Origin of the sequence: Microbacterium sp. MMO-56, from assembly GCF_037146215.1 — a bacterium.
Lineage (GTDB): Bacteria > Actinomycetota > Actinomycetes > Actinomycetales > Microbacteriaceae > Microbacterium.
On sequence record NZ_JBBCVW010000005.1, the window covers coordinates 214,332 to 235,500 of the forward strand.

Below are 21,169 nucleotides of genomic sequence, written 5' to 3' on the forward strand. Positions count from 1 at the left end.
TCGGTGTCGGCGCCCGAACGATAGTATTCGTTCTCATGGGACGACGTGACTCCGCTGTCCTGGACTCCCTCTTCTCCATCGGCGGCGTCCTCGCGCAGGGACTGTCCCGTTTCGCGTACACCGCCCTGGTCGGACGGCTGCTCGGAGCCGAAGCGCTCGCCGCGGTCAACGTCGGCTTCGCCGTCTCGATCCTGCTGTCGCTGCTGTGGCCGACGGCGGCAGGGAACGCGGCCGCGGCCTTCGCCCGGCGGGACCGCCCGCAGACCCGTCGCGCCCTGCAGCGATCGGTCCTCCTCTCGCTCGTACCGCTGTGCATCGGTGCGGGGGCGGTCGCCGCGGTGCTCGGCGGTACCCCGGCGGCGATCGCCCAGGCGGCAGCCCTCACCGCCGCGTGGTCGGGGTACATCTTCGCGCGCGGCGTCTTCATCGGCGCCGGACGCGTGCGCTCGGCGGCGGTCTGGGACGTCGTCACCGGCGTCCTCGCGATCTGCCTCCTCCTGGTGTTCATCGCGCAGCGGTGGGAGCAGATCCTCCTCGTCCCCGCCGTCGTCGGGTACGGGGTCTTCGCGCTCGCGGCCGCGCTGAGCGTGGGCCGCGCAGAGCGGGGCGCGGACGCCGCGGACGCGCCGGTCGCGACGCGGGCGTTCGTCTTCTGGAACTCCCTCGCCCTCATCGCGACCAACGGGCTGATGCAGGCGTCGATGGTGGCCGCGTCGGCCCTCGACACGCCCTCCGCGGCGGGACAGTTCGCCGCCGCGCTCTCGCTCGCGACGCCCGTGTCGATGGTCGCGCAGGCGGTCACCCAGGCGATGCTGCCGCGGTTCGGCCAGTGGCTGGAGCTCCCGGCGCACGAGACGACGCGTGCGGTCCGCCGGGCCTCGGCGGCGCTGGCGGCCGTCATGGCCGCGGGCACGGGGTGCGTGGCGCTCGTGCTGCCCCTCGCCCTCCCGCTCATCTACGGCGATCGGTACGCGCCCGCGGTGCCGCTGGCCCAGGCGCTGATGGTCGCGGTGTTCGGCTTCTCGCTGTCGGTGTTCTTCGCCGCCTACCTCGCCACCGTCGGACGAGCCCGCGAGGCGACAGCGCTCGCGGGGATCGGGTCGGCCGTCGGCGTCGGAGCGATGATCGTCGTCGGCGCCTCCGCGGGGGGCAGCATCGGAGCGGTCGTGGGCACGGGAGCCGGCATGCTGCTCTCGCTCGTGCTGCTCGCCGCGGCGGCGTTGCGGCACCGGCCGCGCCCGGGGGCCGCGCACGGCGGAGGGTAGACTCGCCTGGTTACGGTCGAGCTCTTAAGGCGGCAATGAATACCACTGACCCCGTTGAACTGACGATTCTCATGCCCTGTCTCAACGAGGCGGAGACGCTGGCGACGTGCATCGACAAGGCTCAGGGCTACCTCCGCTCCGCGGGTGTCGACGGCGAGGTCCTCATCGCCGACAACGGCAGCACGGACGGATCCCAGCAGATCGCGCGCGACCACGGCGCGCGCGTCGCCGACATCCCCGTCAAGGGGTACGGGGCGGCCCTCATCGGCGGCATGGAGGCCGCGCGCGGCCGCTACGTCATCATGGGCGACGCCGACGACAGCTACGACTTCACGACCCTCGACCCGTTCGTCGAGCGTCTGCGGGCGGGCGACGAGCTCGTCATGGGCAACCGCTTCCGCGGCGGGATCGAGCCGGGTGCCATGCCTCCGCTGCACAAGTACCTCGGCAACCCGGTGCTGACCTGGGTGGGGCGAGTGCTGTTCCGCTCGCCGATCAAGGACTTCCACTGCGGCCTGCGCGGCTACAACCGGCAGTCGATGCTCGACCTCGAGCTGAAGACGACGGGCATGGAGTTCGCCAGCGAGATGGTGGTCAAGTCGACTCTCGCGGGGCTGCGCGTGAGCGAGGTGCCGACCACTCTGAGCAAGGATGGTCGCAGCCGCCCGCCGCACCTGCGCAGCTGGCGGGACGGCTGGCGTCACCTCCGGTTCCTGCTGATCTTCAGCCCCCGGTGGCTCTTCCTGGTGCCGGGCCTGGCCGCCCTCCTCATCGGCGTCCTGGGCTCGCTGCTGCTGCTGTTCGGGCCGACGCGGATCGGGGGCGTCGGGTTCGACGTCGCGAGCCAGATGTACCTGGCGGGGCTGGCGATCGTCGGATACCAGGGGGTGCTGTTCGGCATCCTGACGAAGCTCTACGCCGAACGGGAAGGATTCCGGCTGCCACGCAGCAGGAGCTTCTCCTGGTTCGCGGAGCGCGCCAGCCTCGAGTCGTTCTCGCTCATCGGCGCGGCCTCCTTCCTCATCGGACTCATCGTGTTCATCGTCCAGATCGTCGCGTGGGGCCAGACCGGCTTCGGTGCGCTCGACCCGCAGGCCACGATCCGCGTCGCCATCCCGGGTGCGCTGCTGATGGTCCTCGGCGCGCAGACGATCATGACGGGGATGTTCATCGGCATCCTGACGATCCCCACGCGGACGTGACGGGGGTGCCCGCGCGGGAGCAGGCCACGGTCGCCGGCGTCGTGCTCGTCTACCGGCCGGATGCCACCACGGCGGACAGCCTGGCGGCCCTGGCGTCGCAGGTGGACGAGATCTTCGTCGTCGACAACTCGGTCGCCGACCCGCTGAGCGTGGGTCTGCGCGACGCGGTCTCGGGCCGGGCGGGCGTGCGCTGGCTGGAGCAGGACGGCAACGTCGGGGTCGCCGCCGGGTTCAACGCCGGACTGCGCGCGGCGATCGCCGCGGGCCACGACGAAGCGGTGATCTTCGATCAGGACAGCACCGTGACTCCGGGGCTCGTCGCCGCCCTCCGCGCGGCGCGGGCCGCCGACCCGCTCGCCGGGATCGTGGGGCCGGCTCTGCGGTCGGCCGCCACCGGCATCGTCTACCGGCGCGAGCAGGGGATCGGCGTGACATCCACGGACGTCGTCATCAGCTCGGGGTCCCTGTTCTCGCGATCGGTGCTGGAGCGGATCGGCCTGCACGACGAGCCGCTGTTCATCGACTACGTCGACCACGACATCTGCCTGCGCGCGCGGCGCGCGGGGCTGCACAACCTCAAGGTCCACACCGCGATCCTCGAGCACCGGTTCGGCGCCGCCGAGCCCGTGCGCCTGCTCGGGCGTCAGGTGTACCGCGCCGACTACTCGCTGCTGCGCGTCTACCACGCGACGCGCAACCGGGTGATCGTCGTCCGGCGCTACGGCTTCGGCCGCTGGTTCTGGGAGGACGCGTGGTTCACGCTCAAGGCGTGGACCAAGCTGCTCCTGCTCGAACGGGACCGCGGGGCGAAGCTCCGCACCGCGCTGCGCGGGTTCGTCGACGGCCTGCGCTATCCCGCGCGCGAGAGGAGATGGTGATGGATCTCCTCATCGTCGGGTCTGGTTTCTTCGGGTTGACGGTCGCGGAGCGGGCCGCTGCGGCGGGTCGGAAGGTGACCGTCATCGACCGGCGGCCGCACATCGGGGGCAACGCGTACAGCGAGGATGAGCCCGAGACGGGCATCGAGGTGCACCGGTACGGTGCGCACCTGTTCCACACCTCCAACGCGACGGTGTGGGAGTACGTGAACCGGTTCACGACGTTCACCGATTACGTCCACCGGGTGTACACGAACCACCGGGGCGTCGTGTTCCCGCTGCCCATCAACCTCGGGACGATCAACCAGTTCTTCCAGGCGGCGTACTCGCCGGGCGAGGCTCGTGCGCTCGTGCACGAGCTGGCGGGGGAGTTCGACCCGAAGTCGGCGCGCAACCTCGAGGAGCGCGGGATCGGGCTGATCGGGCGTCCCCTGTACGAGGCGTTCATCCGCGACTACACCGCGAAGCAGTGGCAGACCGATCCGCACGAGCTGCCAGCGGAGATCATCTCGCGGCTGCCGGTGCGGTACACCTACGACAACAGGTACTTCAACGACACCTGGGAGGGGCTGCCGACCGACGGGTACACGGCGTGGCTGGAGCGGATGGCCGACCACCCGAACATCGACGTGCGCCTGTCGACAGACTTCTTCGACGCGTCCCAACCGCTGCACAAGGCGGCGACGGTCGGGCAGGTCCCCGTTGTCTACACGGGCCCGATCGATCGTTACTTCGACTACGCCGAGGGTGCGCTGTCGTGGCGGACACTCGATTTCGAGGAGGACGTGCTGGAGGTCGGGGACTTCCAGGGGACGAGCGTCATGAACTACGCCGACGCGGATGTCCCGTACACCCGCATCCACGAGTTCAAGCACTTCCACCCCGAGCGCGCCGACCGCTACCCCGCGGACCGCACGGTGATCATGCGGGAGTTCTCCCGCTTCGCGACGCGCGAGGACGAACCGTACTACCCGGTGAACACCCCGGCGGATCGCGACGGTCTGCTCGCATACCGGGAGCTCGGCAAGGGCGAGAAGGACGTGCACTTCGGCGGACGGCTGGGCACGTACCAATACCTCGACATGCACATGGCGATCGGCTCGGCCCTGTCGCTGTGGCACAACCGACTCGCCTGAACACGGACGGACGTCCCTGGACATGAGCACCGCTGCGGGCACGGAGCGTACCGTGGACGGTTCGCGTCCGTGGCTGCGGGCCGTCGTCGGCGGGGCATCGGTCTGGGCGGCGTCGCGCGCGGTCGTCACGGCGATCGCGCTCCTCGCGCGATGGATCGAGACCGGATCGGCGCTCGGCGGCACCTCGCCGGCCCTGCTGCTTCATCAGTGGGATTCGGGGTGGTTCCGCACCATCGTCGAGAACGGGTACTTCGCGCCCGGCGCGATCGGGGCGCCGGCGTTCTTCCCCGGGTATCCGCTCGCCGCCCGCGCCGTCGCCTGGCTGTTCTCGCCGTTCACCTCCGACCCGGTGCCGTGGGCGATGACCGTGGTCGCCGCGCTCGGCGCACTGGCGGCGTGCATCGTGCTGTGGCGCCTCGCCGACCACCAGGGCGGCGGCCCGCGCTCCGCGACCGCCGCCGTCGTCCTCTTCGCGTTCGGACCGTACGCGGTCTTCCTCCACGCGTCCTACTCGGAGTCCCTGTTCCTCGCCGCCGCGATCGCCGCGTGGTACTTCGGGACGACCGGACGCTGGTGGTGGGCGGGCGCCCTGGCCGCCGCAGCCGGGTTCACGCGCGCGAACGGGCTGTTCGTCGTCGCGGCGCTCTTCGTGATGTACCTCGTGCAGGCGCGCCGGGACGGGCGGAGGATCCTCCGCCCCGACCTGCTCGGCGTCGCGCTCGGAGGCGCGGGAACGGCCGCATACTTCGGCTGGCTGTGGCTGCAGACCGGGCACATCGACGCCTGGTTGCGTGCGCAGCGCGACGGCTGGGACCGCGCGTCGCTGCTGCCGTGGGACGCGCTGCGCGCGACCGTCCACGCCATGCTGACCCCGTCGGGGACCCAGGCGCAGCCGCAGTTCCTCCTGGACATCGTCTTCGGTGCTCTTCTCGTCGTCGTCGCCGTGTGGCTCGCCCGCCGTCGCGACTGGCCCGCCCTCACCCTCGTCGTCCTCACGGCCGCATCGCTGATGACGAGCAACTCATGGCTGTCCCTCGCGCGGAACACGACGACCCTCTTCCCGATCCCGCTGACCGTCGGCCGGGGCGCCGATCGCGAGGGCTGGCGGTTCTGGGTGTTCGTCGCCGTCCTCATCGCGTCGGGAGCTCTGCTGTGGTTCAACACCACGCAGTTCGCCCTCGGCCGCTGGGCCGACTGACCCCCGCGCATAGACTCGTCGTCGTGAGCGCCGTCGTCGGAGCGCCCGGCTCACCCCGGCGCTACCTCCACTCGCTGTGGCTGCTGTCCGCCCGCGACCTGCGTGTGCGGTACGCGACCAGCGCACTCGGATACCTGTGGTCGATCCTGGATCCGCTCGTCATGAGCGCGATCTACTGGTTCGTCTTCACGCAGATCTTCCACCGCGGCGGCATCGGCGCGCAGCCCTACATCGTCTTCCTCCTGTCGGGCCTCCTGCCGTGGGTGTGGTTCAACATCGTGGTGGTCGACGTCACACGCGCGTTCAAGAAGGACGCCCGTCTCGTGCGCTCGACGGCCATCCCGCGCTCCATCTGGGTCAATCGGATCGTGCTCAGCAAGGGCGTCGAGTTCCTCTTCTCGCTGCCGATCCTCGTCGTCTTCGGGATCTTCTCGGGCGCGACCGTCGGCTGGGGCATCCTGCTCGTGCCGGTCGCGATCGCGCAGCAGGCCGTCCTCCTGGTCGGGCTGGGGCTGCTCGTGGCACCCCTGTGCGTGCTCTGGAGCGACCTGGAACGCACGACGCGCCTGGTCCTGCGGGCGCTGTTCTACGCGTCGCCGATCATCTACGGGGTCGCCGACCTGCCGGCGGGCTTCCGCGAGGTGGCGGTGTTCAACCCGTTGGCGGGCATCATCACCCTGTATCGTGCGGGACTCTTCGCCGACCAGTGGGACACCACCGCCGTGGTCGCGGGTGCGGTGGTGACCCTCGGCATCCTCGTGCTCGGCGTGTTCGTCTTCCGCCGGCTCGAGCCCGCCGTCCTGAAGGAGCTGTGATGGCCGACGACATCGCGATCCGCGTCGACGACCTCGGCGTGCGGTTCCGTCGCGTCCGTCGCGGCCGCCGAAGTCTCAAGGACCTGTTCGCGCGCTCGTCCCGACGGGCCCGCCCCGGGGAGTTCTGGGCGCTGCGGCACGTGTCGTTCCAGGTCCGCCGCGGCGAGGCGATCGGCGTCGTGGGGCGCAACGGCCAGGGCAAGTCGACGCTGCTCAAGCTCGTCGCCGGTGTCCTCCTGCCCGATGAGGGCGACGTGCAGGTCATGGGGGGAGTGGCGCCGCTGATCGAGATCACCGGCGGCTTCGTCGGGGACCTCACCGTCCGGGAGAACGTGTTCCTGACAGCGGGGCTCCACGGCATGGCGGCGGCGGAGATCGCGCGCCGTTTCGACTCGATCATCGCGTTCGCCGAGATCGACCGCTTCGTCGAGATGCCCTACAAGCACCTCTCGAACGGGATGAAGGTGCGCCTCGCGTTCGCCGTCGTCTCGCAGCTGGACGAGCCGATCCTGCTCGTCGACGAGGTCCTCGCCGTCGGCGACAAGGCGTTCCGGGAGAAGTGCTACGCCCGCATCGACGAACTGCTCGCCGAGGGGCGCACGCTGTTCTTCGTCAGCCACAACGAGCGCGACCTGCGCCGGTTCTGCACGCGCGGCCTCTATCTCGACGGCGGCGTGCTGCGGATGGACGCCCCGATCGACGAGGTGCTCGACGTCTACAACGCCGACTCGGCCCTCTGAGGGTTCGGGCGGGGCCCGTGGGTCGGGGTTCGGGGTTCGGGGTTCGGGGTTCGGGGTTCGGGGTTCGGGGTCTTCGGGGTCGGGCGGTGTCGAGTTCGGGGTCGCGTCTGGTCGCTTCCGGGCGTGGATGGCGACGACTGGCGACCCCGAACCTGGGCGAGGCGATCATTGGCGACCCCGAACCTGGGCGGGGCGACCATTGGCGACCCCGAACCCGGGTGAGGGCCGCACGTGCGTCGGACAGCCCGGGCATCCACTCTGGCGGCGCGACCGCTGCCGTCCTCGAGTTCGGGGTCGCGTCCGGTCGCTGTCGAGCGTGGATGGCGACCTTTCGCGACCCCGAACCCGCCGCATGATGACCACTGGCGACCCCGAACCTGGGCGCGGGGACCATTGGCGACCCCGAACTTGGACAGGGCGATCATCGGCGACCCCGAACCGGGGTGAGGTCGCGCGTGGCTCGGCCAGGCTGGGCATCCACTGTGGCGGGGCGACGGCCGCCCTTCTCGAGTTCGGGGTCGCGTCTGGTCGCTGTCGAGCGTGCATGGCGACCACTCGCGACCCCGAACCCGTCACACGGCGACCACTGGCGACCCCAAACCCGGGGGCGCGCGTCGCCCAGTGGCGGGGGTCAGGCCGCGCGGGAGCCCGGCCCGGGATCGGCGCCGGCGGGCGCGAGCGGCGGCATCGGCCGCCAAGAGGCGTCGCGGGCGATCGCCCGGCCGTCGCGCAGGCCGCGGAAGAGGTGCGAGACGCCGGTCGCCTTCCGCTCCACGACGAGCAGGCGGATGATCTCCTTGCCGAAGGTCAGCGCCGTGCCCAGGCCGAACAGGACCGGGTTGTATACGCCGAGCGCGCGCTGGTAGCGCTTGATGAGCGCGCGGTTGCGCATGATGTAGTAGCGGTAGGCGTCGCTCGAGGCGTTCATGTGGCGGATGCCCATGTCCCACTGCTTGATCTCGCGGGTGCGGCGCAGCACGAACTCGTTGACGATCACCGAGGTGGTCACGCGCGAGGCCAGCCATCCGTAGGTCTGGTCGTCCCAGTAGATGAAGAACCGGGGGTCCGGCAGGCCGATCTGCTGCACGATGTCGCGGTGGATGAACATGCCTTCGAAACAGCCCGAGTTCATCTCCTTGTACCCGGACTCGTCGAAACCGCTCGGGGCGAACGGGATCGGGATCGCGAGGCGCTCGGCGACGCGATACTGCCAGTAGAACTCGCTGCCGTCGAAGTCGTAGCGTCGCCCCTGGATCGATCGGAACCGCGGAGCCCACGCGCCCATCCGCGCCAGGCCGTCGGGCATGACCTCGACGTCGTCGTCCATGACCCAGATCCACGTCGAGCCGAGCTCGTACGCGATGCGCATGCCCTCGCTGAACCCACCCGATCCGCCCGTGTTCGTGTCGAGGCGTCGATAGACGATCTCGGTGCCGATCGAGTCGCGGTAGGACTCCACGACGTCGGTCGTGTCATCGCTCGACGCGTTGTCGACGATGACGACGCGGCCCGGCTTCGGATCCATGACGGTGATGCTGTCGAGCAGCCGCGTCAGGAGGGCCGAGCGGTTGAACGTCACGATCGCGATCGTCGCGCTCGCCGGGTCGAACGGGAGCTCCGAGTCCTCGTGCCGAGGTGCGGAGTCCGGGGCGGCGCCCGGGCGGGGCGACGAAGCAGAGGGGAGCGTCATGGCGTGCCGAGTCTACCCTGTCGCACCCGGCGGAACCGTGTCGACGGGGGCGCTCGGGAGCGGAGGTGCGGGGGGCCCGAGCCGCTCCCGCCAGCCTCGGGTCTGGCCCGCGCGCACGGCGCAGAGGACCAGGAGCATCCAGCCGAACCCGTAGAGGGTGACCGATTCGAACATGCTCGTCACGGCCAGCGCGATGACCATCAGCGGCGTCCAGGCGTAGACGATCGAGCGGCGTTGACTCGCGTCGAGCCACCCCCGCACCAGCGCGACCCCGCCGAGGACGCAGACGAGCAGGACGCCCACCCACCCCAGCTGCAGCTGGACGTCCACGTAGGCGTTCAGGGCGGTCGTGTGCCTCTCGGCCAACAGCTGGTTGATCGTCAGGAAGGGCTGCTCGGCCCGATCCCACGATCCGAACCATCCCCACCCCTGTACCGGGCGGAGCTCGGCGAAGCTCTGGGCGAGCGTCCACAGCCGCGATCGCATCGACAGGTCGTCGGCCGCGCCGAGCAGGTCGATGATCCACGCGCGACGGGCGTAGACGGCGATGCCGGCTCCCGCGACGACGACGGCCAAGGTCCACTGCACCGCCGATCTGCGGGAGGGGCGCACGGCGCGCACCAGTGCGAGCGCGCCGGTGGCGGTGCCCACCACGACGGCGAGCAGGAGCACCGTGGGAGAGGCGGAGAGCAGGCCGAGCGCCGTCGCGAGACTCAACGAGAGGACGGACACGCCGGGGCGCACGGAGTGCGTGCGCATCTCCACCGCGAAGGTGATGAGCGCGACCACGGCGACGAAGCCGAGCATGTTGCGCGTGCCGAAGATCCCCTGCACGGGCCCGAAGGACGCGATGTTCCCCTGGATGCCGAGGAAGCGCAGCGGGGTGTCGAAGATCACCCCGCTCAGGATCTCGAGCACCAGCGACAGGCCGAACGTCACGCGCAGCACGTCGCCGAGAGCGCGGACCGTCTGGAGGCTGTCGCGCACGTGGCCGATCGTCACGGCCAGCAGTGCGACGGCGGCCATCGCGACCCAGCGCCAGAAGCTCACGAGGGCGTCGGTGCTCCAGAAGATGCTCGCGAACGCCCAGACGACGAGCAGGATCAGCGTCGTGGGCACCAGTCGCAGCAGCGAGATCTCGGCCCGCCGCGCCACGAGGACGCCGATCGCGATCGCGCACAGCCCGCTCACGATCGTCCGGAGGGTGACGATCCCCGCCATCGCCTCGATGAGGTGAGCGCCGACGAGGGTGGCGAACACCGTGTGAGTGAACGCGCGCGCGAACGCGGCGGATGCGAGGAAGCGCTCGGCTGCCGCGATCACGCCGCCTCCGGCGTCGGACGAGCCGGCGTCCGCCGAGCCGGCGTCGGGCGTCATCGCGAGGCCCGCGCCGTCTCGCCCTGTTCCTGGATGAGGCGCTGCTCCGACGGACCGCGCCCGATCAGCGGGGCCTGCTTGATCTTGAAGGCGAGGAGGACGATGAAGAACCAGCCCCAGCCCAGCAGCGGACCCGACTCGGCCAACCCCTCCACCAGCAGGAGCGCTCCCGTCAGCGTCGGCAGCAGCGTCAGCGCCGAGTACGGGCGATCGGCGACGAGGTCCCATCTGGGGCGGTCCACCGCGAAGAACCACGACCGCCAGATGAAGGCCAGCATCGTGAGGGCCATCAGCGCGAGGCCCACGGCGCCCACCTGGAAGAAGACGTCGAGCCACATGTTGTGGGCCTGCATGACGGTGACGTCGTGGTCGACGATCCACCCCTCGAAATGCGGATCGCCGGGCACCCACGGCGTCGAGAACCCCCAGCCGAGGATCGGCCGCTCCGTCGCGCGCGCCCACACCGCCTCCCAGATGCGCTCCCGCCCCGTGAGGTCGGACGAGCGCCCCAGCGCGGAGAAGATCGTGGTGCGGCCGAGCCAGAGGGCGCTGAGACCGCCCAGGGCCACGACGGCGTAGAGCAGGTAGACCCGCGTGCGTCCGCCAGGGCGGCGGATCCGTCGCATGAACAGCACGGTGACGAGCACCACGACGACGGCGGCGGCGGCCAGCGTCGCCGTGGCGGATCCGGCGCGCACGAACAGATACGCGGCGAGGAGGAACCAGCCGAGCAGCAGCGGCCGTCGAGGGGCCCGCGTCGCGATCCGGATGGCGAACACGATCATCCCGAGGAGAGCGACGTAGGCCAGCGGGTTGGCGCTGCCGAAGATGCCCTGGATGCGCCCGCCGTCGAAGAGGTTGTCGCGGGACCAGTACGTGATCGGATTGACATGACCCTCGGGGCGCACGAAGTGCGGCAGGATCGGGCCGCCCCAGACGAGCGAGACCCACAGCTCGAACAGGAGCGAGAGGGACAGCATCCACTTGAGCGCCGAGGCGATCGCGCGCACGAGCTCGCGCCAGGTCAGCACCGACCCCACGAACATCGCCTGCATCGTCGTGGTGAGCAGGAGCACGAGGGTGAGCGCCGTCGCCGACGGATAGGCCGTCCAGATGAGGGAGGCCACGGCCCAGACGACGTAGCCGACCGCGAACCACGGCAGTCGGGGCCACTGCACCTCGGGTCGCAGCACGATCCAGAGGATCCCCGAGACGACGCCGGTCCCGCAGGCGGCGATCACCGCGCCCGCCTCGCCGAAGGCCATCAGCCACGACGATCCGGCGAGCGAGGCGGCGAGCACGAAGATGCACCATCCGCGCAGCAGGAGGTGGCCGGAGGTCTCGCGGATCGGTGCCGACGGCGGCGCCGCGACGGGATGATTCGTGTGCACGGCCATGGTCAGATCAGGCTACCCCGCGTCGCCGCCGCGGCGAGGGCGGCGGGGCCTCGCGCGGAGCGCGGCGCTCTAGGCTGAGCGTCATGCTGATCCCCATCTCCAACGTCGCCCGCGACTACTCGTGGGGGTCGATCGATCTCATCCCGCGCCTGATGGGGCGTGTCCCCACGGGGGCCCCCGAGGCGGAGATCTGGTACGGCGATCATCCGGGCAATCCGTCCGTCGTCACCGGCGGCGACGGGCAGACGCTCGACGCCGCACTCGCGGCCGCGGGGGAGCCTTCGCTGCCCTACCTTCTCAAGCTGCTCGCCGCGGGCGCCTCGCTGTCGATCCAGGCGCACCCGACGAAGGCGCAGGCGGTCGCCGGCTTCGCGCGGGAGGAGGCGGCGGGCATCCCCCGGGACGCCGCCGACCGCCTCTACCGCGACGACAACCACAAGCCGGAGATCATCGTCGCCCTGAGCGACGAGTTCCGCGCGCTCGTCGGCATCCGCCCCCTCACGGCCACGCGCTCCCTCCTCGCGCACCTGGGCGCCGCCCGCGGCGGTGCCCTCGCGCACCTCGACGGCATGCTGGCGGACGCCGACGAGGAGCGGGCCGTGCGCACCGCCCTCGAGTGGGCGCTCACGCGGGCGACGCCGGCCGACGTCGGCGAGCTGACCGCGTCGCTGGATGCCGCGGACGACGCAGCCTTCGCGGGCGAGATCGGCGGACTGCGCGAGGCGGCGGCCGACTTCCCGGGGGACCGCGGTCTCTTCGTCGCGCTGCTGATGAACCGCGTCGTGCTGCGGCGCGGCGAGGCGCTCTTCGCCCCCGCCGGGGTGCTCCACGCCTACCAGTACGGACTCGGTGTCGAGCTCATGGCCGCGAGCGACAACGTGCTGCGCGGGGGACTCACCCCCAAGCACGTCGACGTCCCCGAACTGCTCGCGGTGCTCGACCCGGCGGTCGGGCCGGCGCCGCTGGTCCCGCCGGTTCCGCTCGCTCCCGGAGTCGCGGCGTTCGCGCCGCCCGTCGACGACTTCTCGCTCGTGCGCGCCGAGGTGTCGGGCGCTCCCGTGTCGCTGGCGCGGCGGGGTCCCGCCATCGTGCTCGCCACTGCGGGGACCATCGAGGTCCGCGAGCAGGGCGCGGACGACCGCGCCGTCTCACTCGCACCGGGCGCCGCCGTCTACGTCGGAGGACCCGGAGCCGGGATCGTCCTGTCCGGCGCGGGGGAGGCCTTCGTCGCCCAGCCGGGAACCGCCGACTGACCTGCGGTGGAGCCGAACCCGTCCGGCTCGTCGTCGCCGCCGCGACACGCCGTGCACGCGACATGAAGGTTCAATGACGCCTTGAGGGTTTACGATCCGCGACTTGACCCACGGGAATGACAGCGGTGTAATTATTCACAACACGCGCACCGCGTGCAGCGAATCGGAGGGGAGAAGGATATGGCGGATTACCGTTCCGGAGTTCCCGAGAACTGGTTCGTCGACCCGGTCAACCTCGGTGTGCCGGGCGTGCGTCGTCCCGCCCCGGCGGAGGCGGACAACGCTCTCGCCTGGCAGGCGGACGCCCTGTGTGCGCAGACCGACCCCGAGGCCTTCTTCCCCGAGAAGGGCGGATCGACCCGCGATGCCAAGCGGATCTGCACGACGTGCGACGTGCGGGGCGAATGCCTCGAGTATGCACTGCAGAACGACGAGCGCTTCGGGATCTGGGGCGGTCTCAGCGAGCGCGAACGCCGCAAGCTCAAGCGTCGCGCCTGACCGTCCGTCGTCGGGCGTCGTCGCACGCGCAACCGCACGGGCGATCGGACCTGCCCGGGCGTGGCGGGTTCGGGTCGAGCCGCTGCGCGCTTAGGCTGACGGGGTCATGCCCGCCCGAGTTCACGCGCTGCTGGTCGTGCGCCCCGAGGGGCGCGTGGCCGCGGACATCCATCTGCAGCGGACGCTCACCGCGCTCCGCGCCCAGTCGCGCCCGGTCGACGCGCTGACGATCGTGCTGTGCGACGCGGACGGCGCCCTGCAGGCGGTCGCTGCGGCCTCCGACGCCGAAGCCGTCATCTCCGCGGATCGACGCACCGGCTTCGCCGAAGCCCTCGCGCTGGCCTCGCACCGGCTCGACGGCGACGCCGTCTGGGTGCTGGCCCACGACTGCGCGCCCGAGCCCGATGCACTGGCGGGGCTGGCCCGCGCTCTGGAGACCGCCCCGTCCGTGGCCTTCGCTGCCCCGAAGCTCGTGCGAGCGGAGGAGAAGGACCGCATCGTCTCGCTCGGCGTCTCGATGACTCGTCTCGGACGCACCGTCGGGCTCGCCGACGGCGAACACGACCAGGGGCAGCACGACGCCGTCGAGGACGTCCTCGGCGCCGACGTGCGCGGCATCCTCGTCCGCAGCGAGGCCTGGCGGGGACTCGGCGGACTGGATCGTGCCCTCGCGGGGGCCGACGAGGGCCTGGATCTCGGCGTGCGCGCCCGCCTGCGCGGCGGCCGTGTCGTGCTGGCGCCCACGGCGCTCGTCACGATCGCATCCCACGAGCCGACCCCCCTGCGCACGGCCTACGCCACCCGGACGGCCCAGCTGCACCGCCGCCTCTCCTACGCTCCGGCGCCCGCCGTGCTGCTGCATTGGCTGAGCCTGCTTCCGCTCGCCGTGGTCCGCACGCTCGCCGCCCTGCTGGAGAAGCGCCCCGTGCGCATCCTCCCGGAATGGGCGGCGGCCGTCCGCGTCCTCCTGCGTCCCGCCGCCGTCGCGCGTACGCGGCGCGGAATCCGGCGCGGCCGAGCGACCTCGTGGGCGCGATTGGCTCCGCTGCGCGTCACGGGTCGCGACCTGCGTGAACGACTCGACGACACCACGCCGACGGGTTCCGCCCGCGGCGAGCTGCACTTCTTCACGGGCGGCGGGGCGTGGATCGTCCTCGGCGCGCTCGTCACGTCGGTGGTCGCCTTCCTCTCGCTCCTGACCTGGCCGGTGCTCGGCGGCGGCGCCCTCGCTCCGCTGCGGGCCGCGCTCGGCACGCTGTGGGCCGACGCCACCTACGGTCTGCGCCCGCTCGGCTGGGAGACCATCGGGCCCGCCGACCCGTTCGGCGCGGTGATCGCCGTGCTCGGCTCGCTCTCGCCCGCCGCGCCGTCGCGCGCCGTCGTCGTGCTGTGGCTGCTGGCGATGCCGCTGGCGGCGCTGGGCGCGTGGTTCGCCGCCACGAGGTTCACCGACCGGGCGATCGTCCGGGCCGTCGTCGCCGTCGGCTGGGCCCTGGCCCCGAGCCTGCTCGACGCGCTCGTCACCGGTCGCCCGCCGGTCGTCATCGCCCACCTGCTGCTGCCGTGGCTGCTGTGGACGGCCACCGTGGCCCATCGGTCCTGGAGCGCGGCGGGCGTCGCCTCCATCCTCGCCGCGGGGGTCCTCGCCTGCGCGCCGAGCCTGGCGCCCGCCCTCGTCCTGGTCTGGGTGATCGCCCTCGTCCTGACCGCGAGCCGGAATCGCGGACGCGGTCTCGCGCGCGTCCTGTGGCTCGTCGTGCCCACCGCGGTCGTGTTCGCGCCTCTGGTCTGGGCGCGCGTGCGCGCCGGGGATCCGTGGGCGGTGTTCGCCGACCCCGGTATCCCCCTCGCCGACCCCTCCGGGGGGGGTCTCGTCCGCCGGATGCACCTCGCCCTGGGCTTCCCGGGAGCGGACGGGTGGGCGATGCTCGTCGGCCCGCAGGTGGCCGCCTGGACGCCGCTGCTGGTCGCCCCCCTCCTCGTGCTGGCCGTCGCCGCGCCCATCGTCGGACGGACCCTGCCCGCGGCCGTCCTCGCGATCACCGCGCTCGCCGCCCTCGCCACGGCATCCGTCACGATCGGGGTCGCGCTCGCACCGAACGGCGACACCGCGGTGACGCTCTGGCCCGGCGCGGCGCTCGGCCTCTACTGGCTGGCGGCGCTGTGCGCCGCGGCGCTCGCGCTGGACGCGCTGCCCGCGGGACTGCGCCTGCGCGCGCCCTTGGCGGCGCTCGTGCTGGCCGGGCTCGCGCTGAGTTCCCTGCCCGCGCTCACCGCCATGATGCGCGGTCAGTCAGTCCTGACCGAGGCCACCTCCAGCACCCTGCCCGCATACGTCGAGGCAGAGGGGCGTGACACCCGCACGACGGCGACGTTCGTGCTCACCCCGACCGCGGACGGCTCCGTCGTCACCGACGTGGTCTGGGGCTCCACCGCCTCGCTGGGCGGTCAGAGCACGCTCCGCTCGGCCCGGCAGGGACCGGATGCGGGAGACGAGCTGTCGTCCCGCTACGCCGCGGCCCTCATCGCGGACCCGGACGGTCCCGTCGTCTCCGATCTCGCCGCGCACGGCGTCGCCTACGTGCTGCTCTCCGACAAGAACACCGACGGAACGGATGCCGCCGGCGGCATGCGACTGCAGGCAGAGACCTCGCTCGATCAGCGGAACGATCTGGAGATCGTCGGTGACACCGCCCGGGGCAAGCTCTGGCGCGTGACGGCGACCGTCGAGCCGCGCGTCGCGGTCGACATCGGCGAGGCCTGGCGGATCGCGCTCGTGCAGGCGGGCGTCGTCCTCGCCGCGCTGCTGCTCGCCCTGCCCACGCGCGGATCGCTCGCCGCGGCCCGGCGACGCCCGCGGATCGTCGGGCTTCCCGCGACACCGAGACGGACCCGTGCGCCGCGTGCCCGCGGGCCGGAGCCCGTCGCCGCGGACGAGGCCCCCGCGCCGTCGGATCCGGCGACTCCGCCCGACCCCGAGCACGACGGAGGGTCCCGATGAGCGTCTTCTCTCCCGCACGTGCGGCGCGCGTCGCGCTCGGTGTGCTCCTCGCCGCGGCGACGCTCGTCGGTGCCGCGGCGCTCGTGCTGGTCGAGCCCCCGGGAGTGAGCAGGTCCGCCGTGTCGGTGTCGGCGCAGCCTCCCGCGAGCGCGTCGGTCGCGGCCTGCGTCGGCCCGCTGCTGGCGAGCGGCCGCGACTCGGCCCAGGCCGCCCAGCTGGCCGACGCCGCCGGGCAGTCGATCACCTCCGGCGCCTCCGCCGGCGAGCCGGTCGAGGCGTCGCCCCTGGCCGCCGCCGACGTCAGCGCGGGCTCGGGGCCCGCCGCCGTCGTCGCGCAGCCGTCGCCGAGCGGCGAGCGCACCGACCTCGCCGCGGCCGGATCGTCGCAGGTGGCCGCGGCCGACCTCGCGGGCTTCGCCGCCTCGAGCTGTGCGCGACCCGTGCCCGAGACCTGGCTGGTCGGCGGTGCGGCGACCACCGGTGCGTCCGACCTCGTCCTCCTCGCCAACCCGGGCGACGTCCCGGCGCTCGTCACGCTCACCGTCTACGGCGCGACCGGGATGACCGCCCCCGCAGCGGGGAAGGGGATCGTCGTCCCCGCCCGCACGCAGCGGGTCATCCCGCTCGCCTCCCTCGCCATCGGCGAGGAGAGCCCGGTCGTGCACGTCCTCTCGTCCCAGGCCCCTGTGCGCGCGGCGCTGCAGACGAGCCTCACGCGCATCCTCGTCCCGGGCGGGGTCGACCAGGTGGGCGATGCCGGCAGCCCCGCGACGAGTCTCGTCATCCCCGGCGTCCCCGTGACGGTTCCCCCCGGCGACGAGGGCTCGAGCAACGTGACGACGAGCGTGCGTCTGCTCTCGCCCTCGGGCGCGGGCACCGCGACCGTCGAGGTGCAGGGAAGCGCCGGCGCGGTGCAGACCCAGACCGTGCCGCTGCTGGAGGGCGTGCCGCTGCGGCTCGACCTCGCGGGGCTCGCGGTCGGCACCTACACGGTGCGGGTCTCCTCCACCACTCCCGTCACGGGGGCGGCCTGGGCGACGACGGGCTTCGGCTCGGGGAGCGACTTCGCCTGGTTCACGCCGGCGCAGCCGCTGCGCGGATCGGCCCTCCTCGCGGTCGCCGCGGGGCCCGCGCCCGTCGTGACGCTCGCCTCCTCGGCGACCGAGCCCCAGACCGTCACCCTCAGCGACTCCGCGGGCGGCGACCCTCAGCAGGTCGTCGTTCCGGCCGCGTCGGCGGTCACCGTGCCGGTGTCGCCCGATCGCGTGTACCTCCTGTCCGGCGACGGCGCCGGTGTCGCCGCCGCGGTCACCTACGCCGCCCCCGGTGCGGTGGCCGGGTACGTGGCCCAGCCCGGCGATGCGGCGGCGGCGTCGATCGTCGTCTACCCGCGCTGAGCAGGTCAGCCCCTCGGGTGCGGCGGCGTCCTCAGAAGTAGCGGTAGCGCTCCGGTCCGAGGTCCCACGGGTCGCGGTCGAGGTACTCCGCCGCGGCGCGGAACACGCATCCCTCGATCATCATCCGGCGATGGAGGTCGTCTTCGCGGTGCAGGTTGCTCAGCCGCTCGATCGGCAGGCGGTACAGGACGATGAGCTTGTGCTCGGTGTCGACGCTCCACCGGGGGATGCCGTCGTCGTCGGAGGCGGGTGGCATCGCCGCGACCTCGAAGCGCACATCGCGCAGCTCCGGCCAGGCGCCGCGGAGGAACTCCGCCGCCGTTCCCACCGAGAAGTCGAAGCGCTCCTCGCGGGTCTCGAGGGGGAGCAGCGGCGGACGGACGACCGGACTGCGGTCCTCCCGTCCGTGCCGTCCGTGCCGGGCGGGACGCCGCCGCGGGGTCCGGACTGCACGCCGCCTGATCATGCCCACAGTCTAGGTGGGCTCCGCGCGCGTCGGCGCGGCATCCCCGCCGATGGGGCGACGCTCACTAGCGTGGGACCGATGCGAACCAGACTGTGCTCGAAGGTGGGCTGCGCCCGCGAAGCGGTGACGACCCTCACCTACGACTACGGCGACCAGATGGCCGTCCTCGGCCCGCTCGGCGCCGCCGGGGATCCGCACGCCCACGACCTGTGCCTCATCCACACCGAGCGCCTCTCGGTGCCGAAGGGCTGGATGGTCGTCCGGCACGAGACGCTGCGCGTCTGAGGCGCCCGGTCGGAGGCGTCCGCGCTCAGCGGTCCCGCCCGAGACGTGCCGTCACGGCGCGAAGCGGAGCGGTGACGCGCCAGCTGGTGCTGTCCTCGAGGGCGACCACGCGCCCCTGCGTCGCCGCCAGCAGGGTGCGCAGGCGCGCTGCCTCCCGCGAGCGGACGTCGGCCTCCGCGCGCGCCGCGGCCGTCTGGGCGCGCAGCGATTCCGCTTCCGCCGCCCACTCCTCGAGGGTCTGGGCGCGCGCCACGGCCGCGCCCAGGTGCTCGTAGTCCGACCGGATGCGCGAACGGGTGTCCGCGTCGGTGTCGAACAGCCGTCGCAACGGCTCGGGGACGTTCCCGACGCCCAGGACGCCCAGGCCGTGGCCGTGCTCGAACGCGAAGGTCGGCTCGGTCGCTTCGAGCTCTTCCCACAGCTGCCACACGCCGAAGCCGCGTTCGCGTTCCGCGATGTCGTGGAAGACGACGACGCCCCCGTCGCGGACGACGTCGCGCCACTGGGTGTAGTCCTCGACGACGTCGTCGTACCCGTGTCTCCCGTCGATGTGCAGGAGGTCGACGGACGACGCCTCGAACTGAGGCCGGGAGTCGCTGAACCAGCCGCGTACGAGCCGCACCGACTCGGGGTAGTCGCTCGCCGCGGTGCGTTCGACGTACTCGAAGACGTCCTCGCCGTAGAAGCCCGCGTGGTCGTCTCCCTGCCAGCTGTCCAGGGCGTTGATGCGTACGCCGTGCCCCAGCCGCTGCGCGGACTCGGCGAACGCGAAGCACGAGAACCCGAAGTGCGTGCCGAGCTCGACGATCTCGCGGGGGCGGAGGACGTCCATCAGCCAGGCCGCGAACGGGGCGTGCGTGGCCCACGCCGTGACGGGGTAGTGGGCGGGCAGCCAGTAGGACGCCGGGCTCAGCCAGAACGTGTCCTGGTCCATCGCGGGCAGGTCGGGACGCGGCGGTGCGTGCATCGGGTGCTCCCTCGGCTCGTTGCGATCAGGATATATGCGACGCGCGGGGGTGCGCGTGGTGGAACAATGGGCGGATGCCTCACGCCACCGCCGTCACGCCCGATTTCGTCGTCGCCGATCTGAGTCTCGCCGCCGCGGGCCGTCACCAGCTGAGACTCGCCGAGAACGAGATGCCCGGCCTCATGGCGCTGCGCGAGGAGTTCGGACCCGCGCAGCCGCTCGCGGGGGCGCGGATCGCCGGTTCGCTGCACATGACGGTGCAGACCGCGGTGCTGATCGAGACCCTCGTCGCCCTCGGCGCGCAGGTGCGCTGGGCCAGCTGCAACATCTTCTCGACACAGGACGAGGCCGCCGCCGCGGTCGCCGTCGGCCCCACCGGCACGGTCGACCGGCCCGCCGGCATCCCCGTGTTCGCCTTCAAGGGCGAGACCCTCGAGGAGTACTGGGAGCTCGCCGACCGCATCTTCGACTGGTCGGCGGAGGGCTTCGACGGGCCCAACCTCATCCTCGACGACGGCGGGGACGCGACGCTGCTCGTGCACAAGGGCGTGGAGTTCGAGGCCGCCGGAGCGGTGCCGGAGGCATCCGAGACCGATTCGGCGGAGTACCGCATCGTGCTGGCGACCCTGCGGGCGAGCCTCGCTCGCGACCCGCAGCGCTTCACCCGGATGGCGGCCGGGATCCTCGGCGTCACCGAGGAGACCACGACGGGCGTGCATCGCCTCTACGAGCTCGCCGCCGCGGGGAAGCTCCTGTTCCCGGCGATCAACGTCAATGACTCTGTGACCAAGAGCAAGTTCGACAACAAGTACGGCATCCGGCACTCGCTGCCCGACGGCATCAACCGCGCGACGGACGTCCTCATCGGCGGCAAGGTCGCGTACGTCGTCGGCTACGGCGACGTGGGCAAGGGTGCCGCCGAGGCGCTGCGCGGCCAGGGTGCGCGCGTCGTCATCGGCGAGGTCGACCCGATCTGCGCCCTGCAGGCGGCGATGGACGGATTCCAGGTCGCGCGCCTCGAGGACGTCATCGGCGAGGTCGACATCCTCATCACCGGCACCGGCAACACGCGCGTCGTGACGACTGAGCACCTGCAGGGTCTCAAGCACCTGGCGATCGTCGGCAACGTGGGGCACTTCGACGACGAGATCGACATCGCGGGCCTCGAGGCGATCCCGGGCGTGGAGAAGATCGAGATCAAGCCGCAGGTGCACGAGTACCGTCTGCCGGGTGGGACGAGCGTCCTGGTGCTGTCCGAGGGGCGCCTGCTGAACCTCGGGAACGCCACGGGGCATCCCTCGTTCGTGATGAGCGCGTCGTTCACGAACCAGGTGCTCGCGCAGATCGAGCTCTACACGGAGCGCGACGAGTACCCGATCGGCGTGTACGTGCTGCCGAAGATCCTCGACGAGAAGGTCGCGCGCCTGCACCTCGACGCGCTGGGGGTGCGGCTGACGACCCTCACCGACGAGCAGGCCGCGTACATCGGCGTGCCCGTCGAGGGGCCGTACAAGCTCGAGCACTACCGCTACTGACCCGCGGGGTCCCGGGCCCGGGCCGGCGCGGGGTCCGGCTCCGGGCCGGCGCGGGGTGGGCGGGGCCCG

Annotated in this window: 18 protein-coding genes; 13 read left to right on the plus strand and 5 right to left on the minus strand. The window is 72.2% G+C overall.

The features are described from left to right. Positions 1-35 precede the first annotated feature (35 nt). From WFI00_RS06875 to WFI00_RS06905, 7 genes are all read left to right on the plus strand, one after another. Positions 36-1,265: a lipopolysaccharide biosynthesis protein gene (locus tag WFI00_RS06875; RefSeq protein WP_336631590.1), complete on the plus strand. Its 1,230-nt coding sequence runs from the start codon at positions 36-38 to the stop codon at positions 1,263-1,265. Positions 1,266-1,336: 71 nt separating this feature from the next. Further along, positions 1,337-2,467, plus strand: a complete 1,131-nt coding sequence (locus WFI00_RS06880) for a glycosyltransferase family 2 protein (protein WP_336631591.1) — start codon at positions 1,337-1,339, stop codon at positions 2,465-2,467. Continuing rightward, positions 2,464-3,345 carry a glycosyltransferase gene (locus WFI00_RS06885; RefSeq protein WP_336631592.1) on the plus strand — a complete coding sequence of 294 codons (882 nt, stop codon included), beginning with the start codon at positions 2,464-2,466 and terminating at the stop codon, positions 3,343-3,345. Before WFI00_RS06880 ends, WFI00_RS06885 begins: the two co-directional genes overlap by 4 nt. Beyond that, positions 3,345-4,481, plus strand: coding sequence for a UDP-galactopyranose mutase (gene glf / locus WFI00_RS06890; protein ID WP_336631593.1), 1,137 nt, complete (start codon positions 3,345-3,347; stop codon positions 4,479-4,481). The genes WFI00_RS06885 and glf overlap by 1 nt, the downstream gene beginning before the upstream one ends. A gap of 52 nt (positions 4,482-4,533) precedes the next feature. Next, positions 4,534-5,679, plus strand: coding sequence for a mannosyltransferase family protein (locus tag WFI00_RS06895; protein WP_336631594.1), 1,146 nt, complete (start codon positions 4,534-4,536; stop codon positions 5,677-5,679). 23 nt (positions 5,680-5,702) lie between these two features. Further along, complete coding sequence (locus WFI00_RS06900; RefSeq protein ID WP_336631595.1) at positions 5,703-6,494, plus strand: ABC transporter permease; 792 nt, start codon at positions 5,703-5,705, stop codon at positions 6,492-6,494. Next, positions 6,494-7,234 carry an ABC transporter ATP-binding protein gene (locus WFI00_RS06905; RefSeq protein ID WP_336631596.1) on the plus strand — a complete coding sequence of 247 codons (741 nt, stop codon included), beginning with the start codon at positions 6,494-6,496 and terminating at the stop codon, positions 7,232-7,234. The genes WFI00_RS06900 and WFI00_RS06905 overlap by 1 nt, the downstream gene beginning before the upstream one ends. Positions 7,235-7,865: 631 nt before the next feature. Here the strand turns inward: WFI00_RS06905 and WFI00_RS06910 are convergent. From WFI00_RS06910 to WFI00_RS06920, 3 genes are read right to left on the minus strand one after another with little or no spacing between them, the layout of a single operon-like run. Continuing rightward, positions 7,866-8,924, minus strand: coding sequence for a glycosyltransferase (locus tag WFI00_RS06910; RefSeq protein ID WP_336631597.1), 1,059 nt, complete (start codon positions 8,922-8,924; stop codon positions 7,866-7,868). Positions 8,925-8,936: 12 nt separating this feature from the next. Then, positions 8,937-10,301, minus strand: coding sequence for an O-antigen ligase family protein (locus WFI00_RS06915; protein ID WP_336631598.1), 1,365 nt, complete (start codon positions 10,299-10,301; stop codon positions 8,937-8,939). Further along, a complete protein-coding gene (locus tag WFI00_RS06920; RefSeq protein ID WP_336631599.1) occupies positions 10,298-11,698 on the minus strand; it encodes an O-antigen ligase family protein in 1,401 nt (466 codons plus the stop codon). Before WFI00_RS06920 ends, WFI00_RS06915 begins: the two co-directional genes overlap by 4 nt. Before the next feature lie 83 nt (positions 11,699-11,781). Here WFI00_RS06920 and manA point away from each other — a divergent pair, with 83 nt between their 5' ends. From manA to WFI00_RS06940, 4 genes are all read left to right on the plus strand, one after another. Beyond that, positions 11,782-12,951: a mannose-6-phosphate isomerase, class I gene (gene manA, locus WFI00_RS06925; protein ID WP_336631600.1), complete on the plus strand. Its 1,170-nt coding sequence runs from the start codon at positions 11,782-11,784 to the stop codon at positions 12,949-12,951. 180 nt (positions 12,952-13,131) lie between these two features. Then, positions 13,132-13,449, plus strand: a complete 318-nt coding sequence (locus WFI00_RS06930) for a WhiB family transcriptional regulator (RefSeq protein ID WP_336631601.1) — start codon at positions 13,132-13,134, stop codon at positions 13,447-13,449. Positions 13,450-13,555: 106 nt separating this feature from the next. Next, on the plus strand, positions 13,556-16,450 hold the full coding sequence (locus WFI00_RS06935) for a glycosyltransferase (RefSeq protein WP_336631602.1): 2,895 nt from the start codon (positions 13,556-13,558) through the stop codon (positions 16,448-16,450). Further along, a complete protein-coding gene (locus tag WFI00_RS06940) occupies positions 16,447-17,847 on the plus strand; it encodes a DUF5719 family protein (protein ID WP_336631603.1) in 1,401 nt (466 codons plus the stop codon). The genes WFI00_RS06935 and WFI00_RS06940 overlap by 4 nt, the downstream gene beginning before the upstream one ends. A 31-nt stretch (positions 17,848-17,878) precedes the next feature. Here WFI00_RS06940 and WFI00_RS06945 read toward each other — a convergent pair whose 3' ends face one another. Continuing rightward, entirely contained in the window at positions 17,879-18,313 is a 435-nt protein-coding gene (locus tag WFI00_RS06945; protein WP_336631604.1) for a metallopeptidase family protein, read from the minus strand. Between the two features lie 78 nt (positions 18,314-18,391). Here WFI00_RS06945 and WFI00_RS06950 point away from each other — a divergent pair, with 78 nt between their 5' ends. Beyond that, positions 18,392-18,598 carry a DUF3499 family protein gene (locus WFI00_RS06950; RefSeq protein WP_336631605.1) on the plus strand — a complete coding sequence of 69 codons (207 nt, stop codon included), beginning with the start codon at positions 18,392-18,394 and terminating at the stop codon, positions 18,596-18,598. 25 nt (positions 18,599-18,623) lie between these two features. Here WFI00_RS06950 and WFI00_RS06955 read toward each other — a convergent pair whose 3' ends face one another. Beyond that, on the minus strand, positions 18,624-19,565 hold the full coding sequence (locus WFI00_RS06955; RefSeq protein WP_336631606.1) for a class I SAM-dependent methyltransferase: 942 nt from the start codon (positions 19,563-19,565) through the stop codon (positions 18,624-18,626). 74 nt (positions 19,566-19,639) lie between these two features. On the opposite strand from WFI00_RS06955, the gene ahcY reads away from it, so the two are divergent. Further along, positions 19,640-21,100 carry an adenosylhomocysteinase gene (gene ahcY / locus WFI00_RS06960; RefSeq protein WP_336631607.1) on the plus strand — a complete coding sequence of 487 codons (1,461 nt, stop codon included), beginning with the start codon at positions 19,640-19,642 and terminating at the stop codon, positions 21,098-21,100. Positions 21,101-21,169 lie beyond the last annotated feature (69 nt).